The sequence below is a fragment of the Paenibacillus sp. FSL K6-2862 genome, assembly GCF_038005125.1.
GTDB lineage: Bacteria > Bacillota > Bacilli > Paenibacillales > Paenibacillaceae > Paenibacillus > Paenibacillus illinoisensis_A.
Window position 1 is genome coordinate 3766573 of the sequence record NZ_JBBOSN010000001.1, and the last position, 24447, is coordinate 3791019.

Annotated in this window: 20 protein-coding genes; 1 reads left to right on the forward strand and 19 read right to left on the reverse strand. The window is 44.5% G+C overall.

Translation table 11 applies throughout. From position 1 onward, the window contains the following. Positions 1-9: 9 nt before the first annotated feature. The 6 genes from MHB82_RS16965 to MHB82_RS16990 form a co-directional block, all read right to left on the reverse strand. Entirely contained in the window at positions 10-1155 is a 1146-nt protein-coding gene (locus MHB82_RS16965) for a WD40 repeat domain-containing protein (RefSeq protein ID WP_341175373.1), read from the reverse strand. Beyond that, positions 1148-2617: a HAMP domain-containing sensor histidine kinase gene (locus MHB82_RS16970; RefSeq protein WP_445671261.1), complete on the reverse strand. Its 1470-nt coding sequence runs from the start codon at positions 2615-2617 to the stop codon at positions 1148-1150. Before MHB82_RS16970 ends, MHB82_RS16965 begins: the two co-directional genes overlap by 8 nt. Beyond that, the gene (locus MHB82_RS16975) at positions 2618-3316 is read right to left on the reverse strand and encodes a response regulator transcription factor (protein WP_341175375.1); all 699 of its coding nucleotides are present in this window, start codon (positions 3314-3316) and stop codon (positions 2618-2620) included. It abuts the gene before it with no gap. A gap of 214 nt (positions 3317-3530) precedes the next feature. Continuing rightward, positions 3531-4250 (reverse strand): CPBP family intramembrane glutamic endopeptidase, encoded by a 720-nt coding sequence (locus tag MHB82_RS16980; protein ID WP_341175376.1) that lies wholly within the window; start codon positions 4248-4250, stop codon positions 3531-3533. A gap of 1 nt (position 4251) precedes the next feature. Next, positions 4252-4800 (reverse strand): PadR family transcriptional regulator, encoded by a 549-nt coding sequence (locus tag MHB82_RS16985; protein ID WP_095357673.1) that lies wholly within the window; start codon positions 4798-4800, stop codon positions 4252-4254. A gap of 177 nt (positions 4801-4977) precedes the next feature. Continuing rightward, positions 4978-5379, reverse strand: coding sequence for a hypothetical protein (locus MHB82_RS16990; protein ID WP_110822965.1), 402 nt, complete (start codon positions 5377-5379; stop codon positions 4978-4980). Positions 5380-5719: 340 nt separating this feature from the next. Here MHB82_RS16990 and MHB82_RS16995 point away from each other — a divergent pair, with 340 nt between their 5' ends. Beyond that, positions 5720-7480 (forward strand): methyl-accepting chemotaxis protein, encoded by a 1761-nt coding sequence (locus MHB82_RS16995; protein ID WP_341175377.1) that lies wholly within the window; start codon positions 5720-5722, stop codon positions 7478-7480. Between the two features lie 115 nt (positions 7481-7595). Here MHB82_RS16995 and MHB82_RS17000 read toward each other — a convergent pair whose 3' ends face one another. The 13 genes from MHB82_RS17000 to MHB82_RS17060 all read right to left on the reverse strand — a co-directional run bounded on the left by MHB82_RS17000 (position 7596) and on the right by MHB82_RS17060 (position 24447). Beyond that, positions 7596-8483, reverse strand: coding sequence for an aldo/keto reductase (locus tag MHB82_RS17000; RefSeq protein ID WP_341175378.1), 888 nt, complete (start codon positions 8481-8483; stop codon positions 7596-7598). Positions 8484-8753: 270 nt separating this feature from the next. Next, positions 8754-10412 carry a glycoside hydrolase family 13 protein gene (locus tag MHB82_RS17005; RefSeq protein ID WP_341175379.1) on the reverse strand — a complete coding sequence of 553 codons (1659 nt, stop codon included), beginning with the start codon at positions 10410-10412 and terminating at the stop codon, positions 8754-8756. 239 nt (positions 10413-10651) lie between these two features. Continuing rightward, positions 10652-12280 carry a glycoside hydrolase family 13 protein gene (locus tag MHB82_RS17010; protein ID WP_341175380.1) on the reverse strand — a complete coding sequence of 543 codons (1629 nt, stop codon included), beginning with the start codon at positions 12278-12280 and terminating at the stop codon, positions 10652-10654. A gap of 67 nt (positions 12281-12347) precedes the next feature. After that, on the reverse strand, positions 12348-13241 hold the full coding sequence (locus MHB82_RS17015) for a carbohydrate ABC transporter permease (protein WP_110822971.1): 894 nt from the start codon (positions 13239-13241) through the stop codon (positions 12348-12350). 12 nt (positions 13242-13253) lie between these two features. After that, positions 13254-14168, reverse strand: a complete 915-nt coding sequence (locus tag MHB82_RS17020) for an ABC transporter permease (protein WP_095357662.1) — start codon at positions 14166-14168, stop codon at positions 13254-13256. Between the two features lie 61 nt (positions 14169-14229). After that, positions 14230-15966 carry an extracellular solute-binding protein gene (locus MHB82_RS17025; protein ID WP_341175381.1) on the reverse strand — a complete coding sequence of 579 codons (1737 nt, stop codon included), beginning with the start codon at positions 15964-15966 and terminating at the stop codon, positions 14230-14232. A gap of 372 nt (positions 15967-16338) precedes the next feature. Then, complete coding sequence (locus MHB82_RS17030) at positions 16339-17745, reverse strand: response regulator transcription factor (RefSeq protein ID WP_341175382.1); 1407 nt, start codon at positions 17743-17745, stop codon at positions 16339-16341. Continuing rightward, on the reverse strand, positions 17742-19454 hold the full coding sequence (locus MHB82_RS17035) for a sensor histidine kinase (protein WP_095357659.1): 1713 nt from the start codon (positions 19452-19454) through the stop codon (positions 17742-17744). The genes MHB82_RS17030 and MHB82_RS17035 overlap by 4 nt, the downstream gene beginning before the upstream one ends. Positions 19455-19734: 280 nt before the next feature. After that, complete coding sequence (locus tag MHB82_RS17040; RefSeq protein WP_110822973.1) at positions 19735-20562, reverse strand: phosphoenolpyruvate hydrolase family protein; 828 nt, start codon at positions 20560-20562, stop codon at positions 19735-19737. 11 nt (positions 20563-20573) lie between these two features. Then, a complete protein-coding gene (locus tag MHB82_RS17045) occupies positions 20574-20936 on the reverse strand; it encodes a cupin domain-containing protein (protein ID WP_110822974.1) in 363 nt (120 codons plus the stop codon). 51 nt (positions 20937-20987) lie between these two features. Continuing rightward, complete coding sequence (locus MHB82_RS17050) at positions 20988-22508, reverse strand: extracellular solute-binding protein (protein ID WP_110822975.1); 1521 nt, start codon at positions 22506-22508, stop codon at positions 20988-20990. A 64-nt stretch (positions 22509-22572) separates the two neighbouring features. Then, a complete protein-coding gene (locus tag MHB82_RS17055; RefSeq protein ID WP_110822976.1) occupies positions 22573-23454 on the reverse strand; it encodes a carbohydrate ABC transporter permease in 882 nt (293 codons plus the stop codon). Positions 23455-23484: 30 nt separating this feature from the next. After that, complete coding sequence (locus MHB82_RS17060) at positions 23485-24447, reverse strand: ABC transporter permease (protein WP_239297475.1); 963 nt, start codon at positions 24445-24447, stop codon at positions 23485-23487.

Genomic DNA, 24447 nt, shown 5'->3' on the forward strand with positions numbered 1-24447 from the left:
GAATTGGTGCTATTCAAATTCGATAATAAAAGCAGGCTCCTCTGTGGGATCATCACTCTGAATGACGTTCGGACTTGTAAAGGCCTTAGGGCCTTGAATGAACAGACGGTTATTGTCCGGACTCCACTTCATATTTAACGGTAAAACACCATGGTAGACGGGCCCGTTGTATAGCACATTTCTTCCTTGCATTATGCCAACATATACAGCATCCTCATCTTGAAGTGTATACGCTATAAACTTTTTGTCTGAAGAGAGTTCATATGCAGAGACTCTTTCCATAATGACGGATAACTCTCCATTACGCTGATCGTATTCATACAACGTACCGTCCCTTCCCAAAAACGCAAACTGATCATCTCCGATCCAGGTCATCTGCTTATCTGCTATTTGACGTTTGTACTTAATCTGCAATTGACCATCAATCAGTTTGCCAAGCACTACAGTTGTTCTGCTCGATTGAGTGGAATCAAACAGCTTGATCAATGCATTTTGGCCATCATTGGATACCTGGACCCCAATCAACGTGTCATCATCATTGAAACCATTTAATACGTACGATGCGGATTTCCTGGTTTTTAAGTCGTAGATCCTTAGCATATTCTTTTCTGGATGGACAGCGTCAACAATCAGATAACTGATATACTCGCTGTTGTCCGACCAGGACAAACTCTGCAAGTAATTCTGGCTTGTTAAATTAAGCGTTTCAACTTCTGTTTCTTTCTTGTTCTGTATAGAAAATAATTTTAACGTTGCAGTGATTCTTGTTGTGCTAACATCAGCAATTTGGGTCCCATCCGGCGAGAGCATCATACGCGTACTGTCCATATCGATCTCTGAAATATTTCCACTCTGTTCGAAGGGATACACCAACCCTTTCAACTGCAAGTGTTCAGGATCTAACGCAGAATTGAATGCTCCAATCATTGATTTCGTTGAGGACCAGCCCAACCAATATCCCTTATCTACATTTTCCTTGGGGAGACGATAGATTTTACGCACTTGAACGGGACTCAAGTCCTCATGTGTTTGTTCCGATTCTTCCGAGCCAGAAATGATAATAGTTTCGTTTTGCGGACGTGTACCACAGCTTGTAAGAACAAGGATCATAAGAACCATCATACCTAAAAACCATCCACTATGTGTTCTAGCCATGACGGGTCCCCTCCTCTACCGCTTTTATTCGATTAAATTCTACAGTGACTACGGTATGGTTATCTTGGTTCACCATCGAAATTGAACCTTCCAATTCGTCCACAATTGACTTGACGATGCTTAACCCCAAACCAACGCTACCCTCTTCTGAATCCTTCGAGTGTGCCAGATAGAAAGGTTCAAATAGTTTGGAGAGCTGCTTCGCATCGATTGGATCACTTGAATTTTCTACGATGAATCGAATTTTACTGTCCACGTGGAAACCTCTTACGTTTATTTCCGAGAAGTCCAGGCTGTATTTAATCGCATTATCCAACAGGTTAATAAAGAGTTGTCGAATTCGGTCCTCTTGCGCAAGCAAATATAATCCGTTTTCAATATCTACCGTTATGTTTTTTTTGTAACGCTGTGCTCGTATGGACATGGATTCACATACATCTCGAAGAACTTCTCCAGCTTCAACGTTGTCCAATTCTTGATTAGTTGCATGACGTCGAGACACTTCAAGCAGCTTGAGTACCATGTTGTGTAGGCGCTTGCTCTCTTCAATGATATGGTTCATTCCTTTTTCAAAAAAGCTTCGGTCTCGTTCTCCGTGGGTCTTAATGAGCTCCGCATAACCCAATATGGAGGTCAGAGGCGTTTTAAGTTCATGAGTAATATTATCAAAGAAACGTTTTTCCTGCTGATGAAGTTCTTTGAGCTGGTCCCGATCCTTTCTAATGATGCTCATTTGCAGTTCAATCTGATTAATCATCTCATTAAAATTGTCAGCAAGCCGGCCAATCTCATCCTTCCGTTTAAATCCGATACGTATGTTTAAATTTCCATTTTTCACTTCGGAAGAGGCCCGTGCAAGTTTGCCTAGAGGAAGAGTAATATGTCTGGACAAGATGAAGGAGAAAATAAAAGTTACGGCAAAAATAGCCAGCGTAATGTAGAGCGTAGTATCCAAAATTCGGTTGCTCTGTTGATATAACAAACTAAAATCTTTGTAAAAACGCAGAATTCCCACTTTTGCTCCATCGATCACAACTGGATAAGAAAACAATACGGACGTCTTGTCCTCATCGTACTCGATGTTAAATGCGGTGCTGCCATGAATAGCCTCTTGCAGATCCGTTCGCTGCGGTTGGGAGAATAGGGACTTATCTGACGCATACAACAACTCTCCGTTAACGGTATACACGCCAACACTATTTCCGGTGGCACGATTCAAGTTGTTTCCAAGTTCTTCGGCCATCTCTCCAAAATAAAGTTCATTGCTCGTGAAGTGATTTATCAGAAAGGTCTGACGTACATAGACATTGCTATTATTTTTAAGCCCTTCGAGTTCGGTGGTAATTAGGTTTTGATTGCTTGTATGAATGATCTCTTTCACTGTTTGACTTAGTACCACAAAAGAAAAAGAGAATATCAACAGAAAACCGAGGAGAAATTTGAGACTGATTCTATGCATGATTTAATCACCTGTTTTTTTGAACTTGTAACCGATCCCGAACACCGTTGCAATATAATCCATCGCATCCAGTTTTTTGCGAAGCCGCTGAATATGGGTATCCACAGTTCGTGTATCCCCTGCAAAATGGTATCCCCACACTACATCAAGTAATTCAGATCTGCTAAACGTTCTTCCTGGATTTCTCACTAGTGTCATGAGTAGATCGTATTCCTTTGGCGTTAATTCAACCTGTTGACCGTGTTTACTGACAAACCTTTCTTCAGATCGAATCTCAATGTGATGAAAACGAACGACATTATGATGTAGATCATGATGATCCTTTTGATTGGAGTGCTCCAATCGGCGAAGAATGGTCCGAATCCGGGCAATGACTTCTCGAAGGTCGAAAGGCTTGGTGATATAATCATCTGCTCCGAATTCAAGACCCAACACTTTATCGGTAATATCCGATTTTGCAGTAATCATGAAGATAGGAATGTTATACTCGGAGGTTACTCTTTTGCATATATCCAGTCCGCTCAGGTCGGGAAGCATCCAGTCCAGAAGTAACAGATCAGGTTGGAACATCTGTATTTCACTCATCCCAGCTGTTCCATTTGAGGCGATCTTTGTTTGAAATCCCTCCATGGAAAGACCATATGAGAGTAAATCGGCAATAGGTTCATCGTCTTCGATGATTAGAATTTTAGCGTTATTCATGATAATCCCCGTCTCGTATAAATAATCATGTCTTAATCCTCACTGACATTGTTACTTATGTTAACGATTTGTTTTGAATTAATCAATTTCCTGTTTTCTCGTGAACTTTCAACAGCTATGTCACGCTTCATCCGCCCATTTAAATTGTAGTTATCTGTATGTTTCTTCTGCAACTCGTTCACTTATATTGGATTGCCCAAAGGATCCTGCATAGTTATCTCATAAATAAGGCACTGAAAATAAGAACATCCTGCAAGAAATGAATCGTCAACGCCCAGAAGAATCCTTTCGTTTCTAACATCGATTTGGCTAAAAACCATCCGATAAACGCTGCCATCAATACACCCGCTATCCCGCCTGGATGTCCAAAATAATGAACGGCGCCGAAGATTGCAGCGGCCATTCCTTGAGCTGCATACGGGGACAAACCATATTTACCTACAACGGCAACAAATGAAAACCGAAAGATGATTTCTTCAGAAAAAGCATTCATTAGGGCAAATACAAGGATGAGGATAACACCGGGATACAACTCCAGTCCCACGGTTTTCCCGTGCACCACTTGGAAATAGATAACGACAGCCGTTACCAACGTTATGATGACCGCGAAGTTTAGACCTAAGTGTTTCCATGTCTCTGTTTCTTTCGGCTTAATGCCGATCCACGGTTCGGGCCGAATTTTTCCGTCTCGCTTTTTCAGATTTAAATACCTAAGTCCCTGCTTACCGGCCAAGCCATATACTATGCCAATTACTATTACAGCTAATAACAACACCGTGATCTGATAACTAATCTCCAGGTTGTATACATCGCTGTCGAAGACCTTTAATCGGAGAAGCGGACTGCTTCTAAACCATAACAGGAGGGGTGCGCAGGCAACCACCACGATCGTGATCAATAGGATGGGAATGAGGACGTATCGTTTTTTATCCATTTTAATCTCCCGTATTTGGATGATTTAACGTTTCCAGCGCATGCTTACACCATTCCAGGGTCATCCGAAGATATCTCTCCCCATAGTCCAGGGTTAATAACCAGAGCTGGGCCTGCTTGCTTTCCCCTGTGGGAACACTCGCTTTAATTCCTGCCAACATCGTGATGAGCTGTTCATTAGCTATTAATTCCTCTTCAAGAAAAGTGATGAGTTGCGGGATATGACGTTCATCGGAGACAAAAAGCTTCATAAGCAGTTCATTTCTCATAACAGGTTCTTCAGGTGGCAGAACCAGCCAGGAATCAAGTTGGTCACACCCTTGCTCTGTAATGCCGTAGACAATTTTACGTCTCCCCGTCTCTGCTTCTTCCACCACCGAAACTGAGCCTTCTAACTGCAACTGTTTGATGCTCTTATGAATATGTCCGTACGATTCGTTCCAAAAAAGGCCGATGCTCTCCTTCGAAAACTTAACCAGCTCATAGGCGCTCATGGGCTTCAACCGAAGCAAGCCGAGAATCGCAAAGTGTGTGGTATTGATTCTTTTCATATGCCCTCCCCGTCCAAAATGTATCTTTGAGATATATATAATTAGCATATTACTCCATTAAGATAAAGATTACAATTCATTTCTAGATATCTTTAATTCTGTTCTCCAATGCAAATAAGGAGTGATTACCGTAAGGTAACACCCCTTCCTATCTATAATAATGCATTATGCCTATAATCATTTTTGAGTGCTGCTTACACCTTTTAATTCCATGCCTCTTGTAAAGAACACTATTCCAATTGCAGCAAACGTTACGTAATTACTTATCTTGGCTATTACTTCTTCATCATCCTCATAATTAATCCAGAACAAAAGAACGAACGGTGATACTATCATTAATACTTTCATTGCCAACATAAATACATAGTGAACTCTTTGCTTCCGCAAATTGCCTTCTTGAGAGGTTATTCTAAGGCTAACCTTAGAAGAGTCGTAGATCGTTATTAATAGTGCGATAATGCTTGAGTATGCTGTTATTTTCAAACCAATCTCAATCCACGGAACAAATGCTGCGACGGCGATACCCAGATAAATCCCAGCAGCTAAATAAAAAAGGTTAATCTTAATCTTTCTGTGCAAAATCCTTCGCTCCTATCATATCACCTGTATATTTTACCATCATTATACAACAATAAGTGTTTGTTCACCTGTGTTTTATGAAACATCGCAGACAGGATATATTCATCCTCTCTACTTTGTGGAGAATGCATTTCTATGCAATCGCCACTATTGGTTTTTACAAATTCTAATTGACCTGTATGAGCAGGACAACGGAGGATTTCGTTTAAAGAGAATTCATCGCTCAAAGACTTCATTTTACCTCCTCTTTTTTCGATATATTAGGTACAGATTTAATTTAAATTTTAACGATCAGGTTCTGAGTTAGATCTGTACATTGACATACTTAGGGGGAACTGAAGTGAAAACAAAGATAGGATCCATTCTAAAAATGAGAACGTTAAGGGCCAAGTTAGTTTCTTTGTGTTTGGTTATACTTATTGTGCCCACAATCGTAATAGGGTTCAGTTCTTATACCGTTTCAAAAAATGAAATGAATGAATCCGGCAAGGCCGCACTTGAAAATAGTGTACGAATGGTCATTGGTATGATTAATCTCCTCAATGAGCAGGTAGAGAACGGAAGTTTAACATTGGAGCAAGCGCAGGAAAAGCTCCGCGTACAACTGCTCGGTGAAAAGAATGCAGATAATAAACGGCCTGTAAAAAGTGAATATACTGTAGGGGAAACAGGATATCCATGGGCTGTTGGCAAGGATGCACATTCCCTAATGAATCCTTCAAATGAAGGTCAGGATTTGACAGATGTCGTTACAGAAGACGGCGTATATTTGGGAAAAGAGATCGTTAATGTTGGTACAGCCGGAGGCGGATTTGTCACCTACAAGTGGGCTCTACCTGATACAGGTGAGGTAGAAACGAAAGTTTCATATGTTGAAATGGACCCGCATTGGGGATGGATCATCGGATCTGGTGCCTACTTAAGTGAGTTTAATAGTGGTGCCACACAAGTTCTCTATCTTGTTCTTATCGTTACGGCTGTGGCGGTTGTTCTAGGATCCATTATCGTTAGCATCATCTCAGGACGCTTAACGAAGCCGATCCTTATGGTCGCTAAGCGATTGAAATCCGTTGCGGACGGTGACCTAACCGTTGAAGAAGTTAAGATGAAGTCCAAGGATGAGATTGGTGAGCTTTCACAGGACTTTAACCATATGATTAAGAACATGAGAACACTTATTAGTCAAGTCGATCTCTCAACAAAGCAGGTAGCCTCTTCTTCCAAAGAGTTGACCCTTGGAGCGGAGCACACCAGTAAGGCAACTGAGAATATCACCATTTCGATCCAAGAATCTGCAGCAGGTGCACAAGAGCAGCAAATGATGCTTCAACGGACTACCAACTCACTCGAGGAAATATCGATCGGGATTCAGCGAATAGCGGAAAGCTCATCAACCATTGCCGATTCTTCTGTTAATGCGATGGAACTCGCGAACATAGGTGGTACAGCCGTAGAACATACGGCGAAGCAAATGAATCTGATCAACAAGTCGGTTAATGAAACGGATGTAGTCATGAGAATGCTGGATGAACGCAGCCAGCAGATCGGTACCATGCTGCATGCCATTACGGATATTGCGAAGCAGACGAATCTTCTTGCTCTGAACGCCTCGATAGAGGCAGCCCGCGCAGGCGAAGAAGGCCGCGGTTTCTCGGTAGTTGCTGCTGAGGTGAGAAAACTTGCTGAACAATCGAACCAATCATCCGGGCAGATTTCGACGTTGATTCAAGATATGCGTACAGATATTGAACAATCGCTCAAAACGTTGAATCGAGTTAAACAGGACGTCGACTCCGGCTTACAGATTGCTAATGAGACGGAACAACAGTTTAACAAAATCGTAGGGTCTACCAACTTTATCGCCCAACAAACGGAGGAACTTGCCAGCGTTACGCAGCAGATCACGGCAAGCGTCCAGGAAATCACAGCGGGCCAAGAGCAAGTCTCCAATCTTGCACTTCAAGCTGCAGACAACTCCCAAAATATAGCTGCTTCTTCAGAAGAACAACTGGCTTCAATGGAACAAATTACGAGCCTAGCCACAACCTTGTCCGATATGTCTCAAAAGTTAGAGCGTTTGACAATTCAATTTAAATATTAATTTGATTATTCCAGGTCAAAAAAAAGCAGCCGACCCCTCCAACTTTGGTCGGCTGCTTTCTCCGTTTTAAACCACGACTGTATAGCCCTCAGCAAACTACACTGATCAAGCTCGCTTAAAGTTCCAAATCTGCAGCCCGGGCGTTCGCTTCAACCTGCTCCGGACTTTTGCATCCTGGAATGACGCAGCTAACGGCTGGATGCTTCAGACACCAGGCAAGAGCCCACGAGGCCATGTCGACACCTTCAGGGACTTCGTTTTTCTGGATTTCAGTTACCAGCTTCAGTTTCTCATCGATCTCTTGACGCTCGCGTCCCTTTCTGACATTGTCATTGAACACTGCGCCTGGCTTGTACTTGCCGCTCAGATAGCCGCTGGCCAGTGGGACTCTTGCGAGCACACCAAGGTCCTGCTCCTGACATGACGGGAATACCCTCTCCTCGGGCTTCTGGTCCAGACGGTTATATACGACCTGTATAGCCTTCGCGTTTAACTCACTAGCCTTGCTCGTCTGATGCAGATTATCGTTGCTGCCAATGGAGATCCCGAGATTTCGAATTTTACCGGCCTGTACCTGCTTGTCCAGCATGGTCCACAGCTCGTCGTTATCAAACACCTCATCTGATCCGGAATGGAACTGATACAAATCGATATAATCTGTTCTTAGGGCTTTCAGGGATTCTTCCAATTGAACACGGATCTGATCCACGCTCCAGGCATTGGTCCAGTGATCATGCCACTGATGACCAAACTTCGATGCGATCACCCAATCCTCACGCCGGTCACGGGATATAAAATCACCGATAAAATTTTCCGACATATGGTGAGGTCCGTAACATTCCGCTGTATCAATCAAATTAATACCAAGTTCTTTGGCACGGTAAAGAATATCATCGACTTCTTTCTGGGTATAGTCTTTACCCCAGTCCCCGCCAAACTGCCAGGTGCCCACACCTACGACGGATACATCCAGCTCGGTCTTGCCCAATCTTCTGTACTTCACGCTACTCACCTCGAGGATTAATATGTTGGTCAAGTGACCGAATGGTACAATAGGTACTCAATTTACGATAACGCTTTCATAATAAAGGATAATTAACAAATTATCAATCTGAGGTGTGCTCTATTAAATAAAACCCCTTAGAAATTCATTGGATAAACGGCGCTTATTCCAATATCTTTTCTAAGGGGTACACTTGCTTGATTTCAGAAATTAGAGAGTGAAGTCTCTGTTTGCTTCATTGGATACCTGTAGGAAAATCAGACTTATTCTTTAGCTTAACCCAACGATGGTTTCATACGGTCGCAGCATCCTTGGCAGCTTGCTATCTTCGTAGTTGGTAAGCCAGATCTCGGAAAAGTTAAGGCTATGCTCTTCTTCCACAAGCTCTACGGCTTGGTCAGAGAGATTGACTACGACCAGCACCTGTTGGTCTGCCAGAGTACGTGTATAAGCAAATACACTAGGATGTTCCGGCATAAGAAGCTCATAGATACCATATGTCAGCGTGTCGTGTTCTTTTCGCAGCTGAATCATTCGTTTATAAAAGTGAAGGATCGAACGCGGATCCTGCAGCTGTTTCTCTACATTAATATGAACGTAATTGTCATTCACCTTAAGCCATGGCGTACCGTTGGTGAACCCGGCTTGTTCTGCTGAAGACCACTGCATTGGCGTTCTGGAGTTATCGCGACTCGATGCCCAGATGATGTTCATGATTTCCTCATGAGACATCCCTTCTTCACGTTTAATCTGATATAGATTCCGGTCAGCTACGTCGTTATAGTCCTCTATGGAAGGATAAGCCACATTCGTCATGCCTATTTCTTGTCCTTGGTATATGAACGGAGTGCCCTGCATGAAAAAGTACATGGCTCCAAGAGCTGTTGAACTTTCATACCAATACTCCGCATCATTTCCCCAGGATGAAACTTTCCGTGGCTGATCGTGATTTTCAATAAACAAAGCATTCCAACCGATGCCTTCCAGTGATTTTTGCCACTTGGTCAAGACGTTTTTCAGTTTGGGAACATCCAATTGCCGGTCTGTGCTGTTTTTCCACAGGTCAAGGTGTTCGAATTGGAAGACCATATTAAATTTGCCTCTGACTTCACAGATCCAATCGTACAGATCTTCCTGGTCTTCTACTTTTACCCCATTGGCTTCCCCAACGGTTACCACGTCATATTTGGATAGAGTTTCCTCTTTCATTTCCTGCAGATAACGCTGAATGCCTTTGACATTCATGTGCTTCTCAAACGAAGAGATATATTTAAAGCCTTCTTTGACTGGCATATCCAGTAGGCCCTCTTCTTTGTGGATATGGCTGATTGCATCCACACGGAAACCATCGATACCTTTATCCAGCCACCAGTTCATCATTTCATATATGGATTTCCGCACGTTTTCATTTGCCCAATTTAAATCCGGTTGTTTTTTGGAGAACAGATGAAGATAGTACTGTCCGGAGACTTCATCATATTCCCAAGCAGAACCACCGAAGATGCTTTCCCAGTTATTCGGTTCTTCTCCGTTCTTCCCATCTCTCCAGATGTACCAGTCCCGTTTGGGATTATCCTGCGATGATCTCGATTCGATGAACCACGGATGTTCGTCACTGGTATGATTGATCACCAAGTCCATGATGAGTTTCATGCCACGGTGATGTACTTCTTTTAATAATTCATCAAATTCATCCATCGTGCCGAATTCATCCATAATGGAACAGTAATCACTGATATCATAACCATTATCATCGTTGGGCGACTTATACATTGGACAGATCCATATCAGATCAATACCGAGGTCTTGAATATAATCCAGTTTTGAAATGATTCCCTTGATGTCTCCAATCCCATCCCCATTGGAATCCATAAAGCTTCTAGGATAGATTTGATAAGCTACTGCTTCTTTCCACCATACTCTTTTCATTTGATGCAATCCTTCTTTCTCAACCACGATATAAACTGCACTAATCGATCACACAAGGGCACTACGAGCGCAGTACCATCTTCCGATCGCTGTTATCCCCAGATTTCTTGAATCCCCTTCTCTAAGGGGAAAATCCGGTGATAAAGGCGAACGCTTCGCTTCTCCAGATTGGTTCTGCCTCTCCGTTAACGTGTGTCTGTTTAAGCAGTTTATATAGACTTTATTTATAGTATTATTCTTTACACATGCATAAGGTACATTCTCACTTCATATGGACGCAGTTCGTTCAGAGGCAGTTCACCTGCATAATTCGATATCAGCAGCTGATTCGTCTCTGCCAAGTGTTCCTGAAGCGGGAGCTCGATCGTATTTCCTTTAAAATTACATACAACAAGGACTTTTGTTTCATTCAGCGTTCGGGTATAGGCAAACACCTCTGGATCTTCCGGGAAAACCAGCTCATAATCTCCATACACAATGACTTCATGTTCTTTTCTTAATTGGATTAACTTCCGATAGTAATGAAATATGGATTCAGAATTATTCAAATTGTCTTGGGCATGGATATCGGTATAGTTCGGATTCACCTTGATCCAAGGTTCGCCACTTGTAAACCCAGCGTTATTGGAAGAATCCCACTGCATCGGTGTTCGCGCGTTATCGCGTCCCTTGGCGAAGATCGACTCCATCACACTGCTTTCAGTGTATCCTTTCCCCATTCTTTCTTTATAGAGATTGAGCAATTCAATATCCCGATAGTCTTCAATCGCATATTGAACATTCGTCATGCCTAATTCTTCACCCTGATAAATATAAGGTGTGCCTTGCATGCCATGAAGAAGGGTCGCAAGCATTTTAGCCGATTCAATTCTATATTCTCCGTCATTTCCCCAACGGGAGACGATTCGAGGCAAGTCGTGGTTGTTCCAGAACAAGCTGTTCCAGGCATCGCCTTTGAGCTCTGTCTGCCATTTGGACAGCACTTTTTTCAATTCCAGCACATCCAAAGGCTTGAGATCCCACTTTCCTTTGCCTTCTTGTTCATCCAAGCCGATGTGTTCAAACTGGAACACCATTGAAAACTCGCTGCCGTCCGGGTTGCTGTACAGTTTGGCAATCTCAGGAGTAGCGCCCCATGTTTCTCCAACCGTTAGCAGATTTTCTGCTTTTTGAAACGTTTCCTTGCTAAGTTCCCTAATATATTTATGCAGATTAGGCCCATTCCCCGTAATCTTCGCATCCGGCTCTTTACCAATTAAGTCGATTACATCAAGTCTAAACCCGCCGACTCCCTTGTCGATCCACCAATTGATCATGTCGTAAATCTCTTGCCGGACTTTGGGATTTTCCCAGTTCAGATCTGGTTGTTTTACGGAAAAGAGATGCAAATAATATTGCCCAATTTCAGGAACCCATTCCCAGGCTGAGCCACCAAATGTGGATCCTAGATCGTTCGGAGGCGTTCCTTCCACACCATCTCTCCAGACGTAGTAGTCATGGTACGGATTGTCTTTCCCTTTTTTGGCTTCTTGAAACCAAGGATGTTCATCCGATGTGTGGTTCAATACCAGATCCATAATGATCCGAATATCTCGTTTCCCGGCTTCATGAATTAACGATTCCATATCATCCAGAGACCCGAACATTGGATCGATATCCTGATAATCGGAAATGTCATACCCAAAGTCATCTTGAGGTGACTTGCAAACAGGTGACAACCAGATCGCACCAATGCCGAGTTCCTGCAAATAATCGAGCCTTGACACAATACCCTTCAAGTCGCCGATTCCGTCTCCATTACTATCTTGAAAACTCCGCGGATAGATTTGATATACAACGGTTTCTTTCCACCATTTTTTATTTTCCATGTCTTACAACCTTTCTACCTTTTCCAGATTGGTGTGCCTCTCCGTTAAGGTGTGTTATAACCTCTCATTATTCTTTGACCGATCCAACGACAATGCCTGTTACAAAGTATTTTTGCAGCAGCGGATAAATCAGCAGCAGCGGAATGACCGCGACTACGATTTTAGCCGCATTCAGGTTTTTATTCGAAATCTCAGTCAGGTTGCTGAGCTCACTGGAATTCGTACCGGCTTGCAGCAGATCGGCAATATTTACGTTAAGGGACTGAATATAGGTCATAAGCGGATAGTTGCTGACCTTGGTCATATAGATCAAACCGCTGAAGAAGTCGTTCCATGTGCCCACGATACTGAATAAGGCAACGGTCGCCAGCGCAGGTATGGACACGGGAACATACACTTTGAACAAGACTTGGAGCGGATTTGCCCCATCGATAAACGCCGCTTCTTCCAGTGCTTTAGGTACTGCAGAGAAGAAGTTCATCACAAGGATGACACTGAATATCGGGACAGCACCTGGTAGAACAAGTGCCCATATCGTATTGAGCATATCCAGGTTTTTGATCAGCAGGTAACTCGGAATCATGCCTCCACTGAACAACATGGCAAAAATCATGATATTCATATAGATGTTTCTGCCTTTGAATTCCCTTTTCGACTTGGATAGCGGATAAGCCATCAAAATAATCAGAATCATGTTAAGCACAAGGGCCAGCGCAACGCGCAGTACAGATATGCCAAAAGAACGCCAGAACTGAGCATCATCAATAATTTTTGAATACGCGGCTGTCGTAAAATTGACCGGAACGAGACCTACGGCATTCGCTGATACAGCTTCGCTGCTGCTGAATGAAATGGCAACAATATTCCATAACGGAAGAAGGCAAGCCAATGCCAGCATGATTACGATGGCATAGATGACAAACCGGCCAATTCGATCTTTAAAGTTTGCAGAATAGGACACGGAATTGCCTCCTTAGAAAATTTTTCTGTCTGTATATTTTTTGGCGAGTTGATTCGCAGACAAGAGCAGCACGATGCCGATCACGGATTTGAACAATCCAACAGCCGTACCGAAGCTATACTGTCGTCCAACGAGACCAATGCGGTACACGTAAGTATCCAGAATATCGCCCGTTTCATACACTACCGGGTTATACAGGTTATAGATTTGATCGAAACCGGCACTCAAAATATTGGTCAGGCTCATTACACCCATGAGCAGAATAATAGGCAGCATACCCGGCAGTGTAATATGCCATACTTTTCTCCACCAACTGGCTCCATCCATTCCTGCCGCTTCATATAGACCGGGATCAATCGACGTGATAGCAGCCAAATAAACGATGGAACTATAACCAAATTCCTTCCAGACATCTGTTCCTATGATCAGTGGCTGGAACCACGTGTTGCTGCCTAGGAAATTGATATGATCCAGGCCAAAGAACGCGAGCATTTGATTCACGATTCCATCCAAACTGAACATGTTGACCACGACGGATGCGAGTACAACCCAGGATAGAAAGTGAGGCAGATAAACTATTGTCTGCACGGATTTTTTAACGTATTTAATACGAATTTCATTCAACAATACGGAAAATATGATCGCCATCAACGTTCCGAGCAGAATCTTGGCAATCGCAATGACTAGCGTATTGCTGATGACCTGAGCGATATCCGGGAGTTTGAACATATAAATAAAATGCTTCAGCCCTACAAATTCGGAGCCGAACATGCCCTTGGCAGGTACATAGTCCTGAAAAGCCGTAATGACACCGACCATTGGTATATAGCTGAATACAAGCAAAAACAAAATACCCGGCAGCATCATCATATGGTACATGGCACCTGTGCCGAGCCGGCCTCTTGCTTTTAATTTCCCCTGTTTCATGGATGAACCCCTTTCCTGAAGAAAGGCTGCATATCGCAGCCCTGCTACTGTTCATGGATGTCTATTGTTTCGATGCGATCTCGTCTTCGATTTCCTGAATGACTTGATCACCGCCTTGTTTCTTCCAGTTGCTGACGAATGTATCGAAGTACTCCAGCGGTTCGGAGCCCGTCACAATTTTGATGAACGATTCCTGCTCGAGCTTCGTCAGATTGGCCCACGTTTGTTTCATGCTTGATGTCGTTCCAGAGAAAGCAGGCGTCATCCAAACGAATTTATTCTCCTGTGTCAGCTTGTCAATCAGTCCAACTCCGTTAATCCGTGAATGGTATTTGGACCAAGCGGTCACGTCGTCCGTATCCATGTCGCTCAAATACGTTTTGATGCTACCGATATTGTTCTTCGATTCGGTTGTGCGAACCTCATCCAGACCAATTTCACCTTTAATTCCACGAACGACATCAGAGTAATCATCCAGCAGCGATGTAGCCGAATTGACTTCGATATTAAACGGTCTCGTAGAACCGTCTACCCCAGTCTCCTGATACTTGGCAGCTTCCGGCATGGTTGTTGCCACATCTTTATCATTTGCCAGTTTGTCGTAGAACAGGTTTACAATCTTAACAGCCAGTTCAGGGTGCTCATACCCTTTTCTTACCACGATAAACTGATTGGATGGATTAGCATGTGCCACGTTTACATTGCCGTCTGCATCTTCCAACGTATACGCCGAAAATTTCGCATTTTTATCCATCTGTTTCACGCTGATCAATCCCCAGTCCGGGATATGCCACGGTCCAAAAGCGATACCGCTCTGGCCATTGGTATAGAGTGCAGTAATGTCATCAAACGTCCGAGTTCCGAATTGCGGGTCAATGATGCCGTTCTTGAACCAGTCCGCCATGATCCCTAGCATTTGCTTCGTCTCTTCTGTCGTGGAACCATACACAATTTTGCCGTCTTCCCCATTCATCCAATATTGTGGGAACGCGCCCTGGGTTGAGGCAACACCCAGCATGGTATAGGAAGAGGCATTGTAATCTGTGGTATTCAGTGTGTTGACAAAAGGGATACCGACTGGATTACCGGTTTGACCAGGATCTCTTTTCAGGAATTCCTGTGCTGTTTTCTCTACTTCTTCGAGCGAGATGGCACCATCTCCGTCTGCATCGAGTTGGATCCCCAGCAGATCCAGCCAATCTTGACGTACCCAAACCATCGTTGGTGCGGAATCCAGGGACGTCGCCGGAAGACCCATCAAACGACCATCAATCGTCGCATTATCTAATGCACGCCCATCATAGGAATCGTAAATCTGCTTGATGTTATCTGTGGCGTATTGATCGTAAATGGTTGTCAGATCCTCAATCAGGTCATTGTCCACCAGTTCTTTCAGTTCGTCTTTGGAGTCGACACGCATCATGTCAGGCAATTCCCCAGAGGCGATGGCAAGCGAAACCTGACGACTGTAATCTTCACCATTGGCTTCAAATTGATCTGTAATTTGAGCGTTAAATGTATCTTTAACCAGTCGCGTATATGCGTTGTTCTCATAGGTATCTCCAGCCGGCAGTTTCGGGTTGGCTGTAGTCACCCGTCCCATGGTTACGGTGATTTCGTCTTTGTAGGCACTGAACGGATCCCCCGGTGTCACCTCATATTTGCCTGCTTCCTCTGCAGTAGGAGGAGTGGATGCGCCTCCACATGCCGCGAGAGCTGTAACCATCAGCGCAGACATCGACAGCACGGCCAAACGTTTCGTGAGCGGTTTGCTTTTCATGGACCATTTTGTTCTCATCTAATTCGATTCCCCTTATTGTGTTTATCATTTTTTGTTTACGCTTTCATTATAAAATGGAGTGAAGATCCACTGAGATAGGGATTGCACGCTCGTTTGGATAGAGAAATGATTACAGTTTTCAACCGCGATCCTGGAGCATTGGTTAGTTCGTGAACATTTATCCTACCTGCTGACTTACATTCATCTATCTATCCTTATTTCCATTCGAAAACAAAGGCCGGCAGCTCCTCAAACAGGAAACTGTCGGCCTTCAATTTATCCATAATCGATAAAATGTCTCTTGGACCATTTCCATGACGGCCTCCAACCATCATTATGGAGACGATCACTTTCCCTATGATGACTGTCTGTCTAATGGGAACACATCTGCTATTTGACTCCTCTGCCTTGCTGCCGATATTCGCTTGGCAGAAGGCCTGTCACTTCACGGAAAATCCGGCTGAAATATTTTTCATCCGTATAACCCACTCGCTCGGCAATCCAGAAAATCGTGTTGTTTGTATTGAGCAAATACTCCTTCGACTTCTCTACCCGGATGAACCTGGAGTACTCATTAAAGGTTTTCCCCATCAGATCTTTGAAACATTGACTGAAATAACTTCGGCTGATATTGAGTTGTTGGGAAAGGCCTGAAGCCGTATACGCCTGCTCCAAGTCATCCTGCATGATCATCACTGCTTTTTTCACGGCATGGATGATTTCCTGGGAATACGAAGTCTGTTCGTCGGCCTTACGAATAACTACCGCAGTCTGTTTGATCCATCTCTCAACCTCGTACCAGGAATCGAAACCATGGATCATAGAGATCCTTCCAAGCGTTGTTTGGGCAAAAAGGTGATTCCACTCCATAACGAGGGAGTACAGCAATCCCATCAACTGGCCCTTGTTTAATCGTAATGATGTAAACTGTTCAATGAGTTGGTTATAGTACGTGTCATGATGAGTCCATGGAGTTTGGAACCAACTTTGCTTTATCCGGTCTATGTCCTCATCCTGCGGTTCTTTTAAAAATGTCTCTTCCTCGTTCATTGAAACGGCAATGACTCGGTGTTCGGGGTTGTACGCATAGAATAGAGATGCCTCTGTATAATTCATAATCCAGTTTTTGATGTGGGACCAGGTTTTCTCTTGTACATCGGACAACACCAATAACGTACTATGGGGAACTTCATTCAGGGATGCCTTTAACTGATGAAACAGCGGGTCCTGCTCGTCATAGGAAGCTGCCCACATCCAGCTATTCCGTTCAACCTCCCACCTGATCACATCTCCATCTGTGGTCAGTTCCACGGGCCACTTTTGTTCGGATTTGCGATCTTGGGAAACGAGTGCATACACATTCGGGTAATGCACATTGATTTCATTGGTAGAAGGCATCTTTCGGATAGAAGTCGTTAACCCAGCAATACGAGTATGGATCCGGTGCAGAACATGTTCAAATTGCTCTTTCTCCAGCTGGACTTTGGCTATATAATCAATGGCCCCCAGCCTCAGTGCTTCCTGGATATAATCGAAATCCTGATGCAAGGTTAACACGACAACATGAAGCTCCGGATAGAGCTGTTTTGTAGCTCGCATCAGTTCAATTCCTGACATTACCGGCATCGCAAGATCCGTCAACATGAGATCAACCGGTTGGGATTTCAGGAAATCCAATGCTTTCGCTCCGTTACTTGCTTCTCCTACAACCTCCATATTGAATTCGTTCCATGGCATCGCTGAGCTAATGCCTTTGCGTACCAGCTTATCGTCATCCACAATCAATACCTTAATCATGCTGAGATATCTTCTCCTTTAATGGGCAGTATGAGCAGAATGCTTGTCCCCGTTCCCAATTCACTCTCAATGACCAATTGTGCTTGGTCCCCATATTGTGACTTCAACATGCGGTGAACGTAATTGAGTCCAATGCCCATTCCTACTTTTTGTTGTTCAGCTACACGGTTGTTCAGCAGTTTATGAATGGTTTCCTCGCTCATGCCTGCACCATTATCCTGTATCATAATGTTCAATGTTGTATTGCATGTCACTTCAATTTGAATAAAGCCTTCGTCACTCAATCCATGATAGAGCGAATTTTCAACCAGCGGTTGCAGAATAAAACGAGGCACAGGAATTTGAAGCACTTGTTCATCAGCAGTAATACGGACGTCGAATTCAAAGTCATACCGAATTTGCTGCAAGATCAGATACTGTCTTAATGCATCAATCTCCTCTTCCATCGTGGATACTTGCCCTAATTTGCCCAAGTTGTAATAGAGCAGCTTGTTCAATGACTGTACCAGCTTGTCGATCTCCCCTTGTCCGTTCATGACGGCCAGCCAGTGTACCGTATCCAGTGTATTCATCAGGAAGTGCGGGTTAATCTGATAGAGCAATTTTTCCACTTCAAGGTCTGCACGAATTTTTTCTTTCTGCTGCACTTCCTTGAAGAGATCGCCAATTTGATGCTGCATATTGGAAAATTCACCGAGCAGAAAATCAAATTCGGGAATCTGGGTGCGAGCTCTGCTCCCCGTCGTTTGTGGATTTTTGGACATCCCGTTGATTTCCGAATGGAACAAACCAAGTGGTTTGTACACCATCTTCCACAGGAGCCAAGCTAGAAAAACGGTAAAGCCGAGGAAAAATAATGCGACCAGCAATATTTGAAGTAACCACTGGTTTTTCTCCTGCTGATATTGAGCCTGCGAAATGACTGAAACGACGCTCCATTTCTGTGATGAATCCTCCTTGAACCAGTGATACCCCCGGGATATCCCGTCCTTGGCAGGATCGGCTGTCAAGCTGGAGAAATTCTCCCCGACCTTCATCGCTTCCGGTATCTCACTGTACACAATGTTGCCTTCACCATCCAGGATCAGATGAGACAGAGCCCCGTTGTACTGACTGTATCCCAAGTTATCCTGTGTGAGGCGAAAGCCCGACTCAACGTAAATGTACACGTCGTCCCTTTCGGGCAGTTGTACTCTTCGCAGAGCAGACAGAACGAGTTGGTCATCGAATCGGTTCATGCTGATATGCGGACCATAGTACTTAATCCCATAGGTCTGGAAGAGCACAGGCAGTGACTCCGGAGAAAAGTGGTCCTTAATCGGAAAGTTGCCAAACTGTGTCGTTCCATCCTTTTGGAAGTAATATAAGGTCAAACCAATATTCGGATTGGTAAACGTGACCACACTTAACTCGCTTTTTAACTCGTCTCTCGCCTCCATCAATAGGAAGATATCCGAGGAAGGCTTCAGGAATTGATCCAGCTTTTTGCCAATGGTTCCTCGGTAGGACAATTGCTGTGTAACGTGATTCAGATTAGTAATTGAATTCTCCAGTGAGGACGTCACCTGCTGTAAATTGCTGCGGATGCCATCATCAATCTTATTTGCGAAAATGGAGTCAATGGTATAATAAGAAATCGCAAATATGCTGATAAAAGGGATAAACGCACTGAGGAAGAACAATAAAAAGATCCTTTTTTTAAGTGTCATTCTGACCTAGTCTCCTTCTAAAAATAAAAACAGCAAGCCTCCTGGTTATGGAAGCTTGCTGTGAGTATACATACAGCTATACCGAATATCGTTATCCCCATAGGCTGAGGCCTACTTTGAAGCTTGTCGGCATTTCGATCCATTCAGGCGGACACACATCAGGACACTTCGTCAGTTCCCGTCCTCGTCCAATTTCCTTCATAATTATAGATCGATATTCGAATAAGTCAAACGCTTTCATATAGCTTTAGCTTAATTAAGTGAAAATTAATCACCTTGATTAAGTTCCAATACTCTTAAATCGCTGTACTTGTGAGGTAATGGCGACCTCCGTTGGAAGACGCTCCACACTGGATGCACCGAAGAAGCCAGAGACTCCCTTAGTACGGCTAAGAACATAAGCGGCGTCCTCCGGTTCGGAGATCGGCCCTCCGTGGCAGATGACCAGAACATCTGGATTAACCTGTTTACCCGCATCGCTAATCCGTTGTACCACATCAACTGCTTCATCCAGTGTCAGTGCTGTTGAAGCTCCGATGGATCCCTTCGTCGTAAGACCGACATGGGCCACCAGGATATCTGCGCCAGCTTCAGTCATCTTTCTCGCCTCGTCTTCATTAAAAACGTATGGCGTGGTCAGAAGACCGAGTTCATGAGCCTGCCTTATCATCTCCACCTCCAGATCGTATCCCATCCCTGTCTCTTCGAGATTTTGTCTGAAGACCCCATCGCATAGACCAACCGTTGGGAAGTTCTGTACACCGGTGAATCCCATCTCTTGAAGCTGCTTCAAGTACACCGGCATGACGCGAAACGGGTCCGTTCCACATACTCCGGCAAGAACAGGTGTATCTTTCACAATCGGGAGTACTTCTGACGCCATCTCCACCACGATTTTGTTAGCATCTCCGTAAGGCATTAGCCCTGCGAGTGAACCACGTCCCGCCATACGGTAACGGCCTGAATTATATATGATGATAAGGTCAGCTCCACCCGCTTCAGCGCACTTTGCGGATAATCCTGTACCTGCCCCTGCTCCAATGAGCGTTGTTCCCTGGCTAACCTGACTTTTTAAACGCTGCAGTGCTACTTCTCTTGATATAGACATGGTGGCCCTCCCTATTCGCCGACCGTTTGACGGTCTGCTGATGAGTAGGCAATGATCATCCTGCAGGGTTCCCAGCTCGTTACCTTAGCATGATGGGGTACACCGCGGGGGATCCGCAGCATCATTCCAGGCTCGAGGTGGAACGTTTCATCCCCGAGTGTATGGTCGCACTCCCCAGAAAGAATGAAAATAACTTCTTCGCAATTGGGATGAATATGCCGATTATTTTCCTTGCCCGCATCAATGTACACCATCCCGAACGTCATTTCCGCCTCTGGGTCGATCTCCTTCCCGCACAGCCACTGGATTTTACCCCAGCCCATATCCAATAGACGGTGCTCCTCTTGCTTGCTCAAACTTGTGATGGTCGCCATAATCTCTCTCTCCTTTTTAATACTTATTTTTATGAACTTCGCTATGCAGCATTATTGGGTCAAGGCCAACCTTTCCTTGTACGCCTCATTAATCTCCTTGGTGATCTGCTTATAATTGGAATCATTCTGGATATCCTGAATCAGCTTATCCCAGTCCTCAATTGTGGCTTTCCCCATGATGATCTGTGTTTTCATATCGGCCATCTTCTTCGCGTAGTCAGCACCGAGCTTCGTATCCGTCTCCGAAACTAGGCCAATGGCAACATCCGGCTTGGCGATTTTGGCTCGCTCGTCAATCACCTGTTTATTACGTTCGAAGACTTCCTTTGTCATGCCTGGTGCGTATGCATACATGTACGGGTCATATCGCATAAACAGCTTTCCGAATGCACCAACGCCTACACTGTCCACGACAGCTTGCTCCGTTGCTACCTTCATGCCATCCTCTTCGTTATAGTGAACACCCTTGATGCCATACATGGATAGAGTGCCTCCTTCTTCCGACGCGCCATAGTCCAGAAGAGATAAAATTTTCTTCACCTTTTCCTCCGGCACATTCTTCGGAATAGCGAGAACGCCAATGTATCCTCTATACTCAGGCGCGTATGGGCCATCTTGGTAAGTAAGGGAGGACATCGGCATCCAATCAACATTAGGGTCGCGCTTCCATTGATCATAGGTCCAGCGGAACTGCGCCTCGATGGTCTCCGCGGTCGCGCCTGCTCTTCCCGTCGTGGCCAGATCCCAGAATTGACTATCCTTCATAACGGAGAAGTCTGGCGGAATGAGACCCTCATCGAATAGCTTCTTTTTGAACAATATGGCTTCACGCATACCGGGATCAAAGTTCGCATCGATTAATTCCCCGCCAACATCCTTCCAGCGTCCATTCGAATTCGTAAACACCCCATCTAATACCTCATGTCCACGCATCGTGTAACCGTACGTATCCGCTTTTCCATCAGGCTTCTGTTCCTTGAAGACCTTGAGCATGTTATAGAAATCGTCCACGGTCTTTGGCACCTCAAGCCCCAGCTTATCAAGCCAATCTTTACGAATGTTGGTGAACACGAAGCCATTAAGTGGCCTTGCTACGGGAATAACGTAGTTTTTACCGCCAATCGACGTATTGTTCCATACGGATTCCGGATACGTCATCAAGTTCGGATAGGATTTCAGATAGGGTGTCAAATCCCAGAACACGCCCTGGTTGACCATCTGCTGGAAAAGAGGATTGGTGACATCGTTCAGCTTTAGTAAATCAGGCAGGTCTCCGGAACTCAGCACCACATTGATCCGATCAACATAATCCGTCCAGTTCGCTCCGGATACCCAAGTGATATCCAGCTTCGTATTGGTGTTTTTCTCAAATTCCTTAATGATGGGATTGTCTGCAGAAGGCGGCTGAGCGATGGTAAAATCCGACATGATTTTAATAGTGACGGGCGCATCCTCCTTCGCCGTATTGTTACCGTCCGTAGTATTGGCCGAGCAAGCCATTAGACTCGATCCGAACGCAATGAATAGTACCATCGCAGCCATCGTACTTTTCCATTTTCGTACTTGGAACATTTTTATCGACGACCTCCCAAGTTGAACGAATGCTTAAATCGCAATTGCATAATACACCTGTTGCTTAACCCTTGACCGAACCAAGCATGACGCCTTTCGTAAAATGTTTCTGCAAAAACGGATAAATGCACACAATAGGCAACGTGGAGATGACGACAGCAGCCATTTTAATCGTTTGCGTTGGAATCTGTTGTTCTGAAATCATCTCCATTGCAGCTGCGCCCCCAGTGGAGGTCGACGAGTCTACGAGCATATTGCGCAACACAATTTGAAGTGGAACTTTCGCAAAATCGTTGATGTATAGAACAGCCGAAAAAAACGTGTTCCAATAGGCAACGGCGTAGAACAGACCAAATGCAGCTAGAGCTGGCGCCGACAGCGGAAGGACAATCCGGAAAAAGGTACCGAGATCGGTACTTCCATCGATCATGGCCGCTTCTTCGAGCTCTACTGGGATGCTGTCGAAGAAACTTTTCATCAAGATGACGTACCAGCCACTGGTCAATACAGGAATAATTAGCGACCACACACTATTGATCAGGCCGAGTTCCTTGACGACGAGATACGGTGGGATAATACCTGGATTAAATAAAAGTGTAATTACAATGGCGACGAGCATGAACTGTCTGCCGCGTAGCCGCTTACGGGACAAGCTGAAGGCTATGCCTGCTGTGACAATGAGGCTTAATGCCGTACCAACCGTCGCTAGAAAGGTGCTCACTGCTGCCGCGTTAATAAAAGCCGAGGTAGAGAACAGATATTCATAGGCCGCAATCGACCATTTCGTCGGAAAGAGAATAAAGCCATTTTTCTCCGCGAACTCGTGCGAATCGGTGAAGGAAACGACGAGTACATAATAAAGCGGAAATAGCGTGACGATGCCAATCAATGAAAGTACCGCATAGTTTGCTGTATTAAACAGCCGGCTTGCTATGCGAGGTTTCATATGAGTCCCTCCTTCCTGATACGGCTGGTTTTAATAGACTCCTTCCTCACCGAACTTCTTGGCCATCTTATTGGCGATAACGACCAGAATCAGTCCGACAAGGGATTTGAACAGGCCAACAGCTGTACTATAGCCAAACTGCCCGTTTTGGATGCCGTTACGGTAGACATATGTTTCGAACACGTCTGCTACATCCGTCACAGCTCCATTCATCATGAGGAAAATCTGCTCAAATCCGACATCCATGATGTGCCCCAGGCGTAAAATCAATAACACAATGATGACATTACGGATCGCGGGTAACGTAATATGCCACGTTTGACGAAGACGATTGGCACCATCAATTTTGGCTGCCTCGTACAGTTGTGTATCAACGGAAGTAATGGCCGCCAAAATGATAATGGTTCCCCATCCCGTCTCTTTCCAGATGTTTTGTATGGTTAGCAGCGCCCAAAAGGTATCCTTGTTGGTCAGGAAATCGTAACTAGCCAATCCAGCCCACTGAAGGATCATGTTGATGATTCCAGATGACTGTGATAACAGCAAAAACGAGATCCCAACAATGATGACCCAAGACAGAAAATGCGGCAGATAAACAATGGATTGAATCGTACGTTTGAAAGCATGATGAGTCACTTCGTTGAGTAGTAAGGACAGCAGGATCGGTAGTGGAAAAAAGAAAAGTAAATTGAGGAAGCTAATCATCATAGTGTTGCGAAACAAAATGATAAAGTCGGGATTGGAAAAAAAGCGGATAAAGTGCTCAAATCCCACCCATTTGCTCTGAAGTATGCCTAGATAGGGTGAATAATCCTGAAAGGCGATTACCACTCCCCACATTGGCACATACTTAAACACAATAAAGTACAAGATGCCCGGCAAAGCCAGCAAATAGAGGTATCGATCTCGCCTTATGTCCGGCCATAGCGCTCGGCTACGAGCGTTTTCCTGTCTCCGGGACTTTCTACCAAGCTTAGCGATAAGGGAATTCAC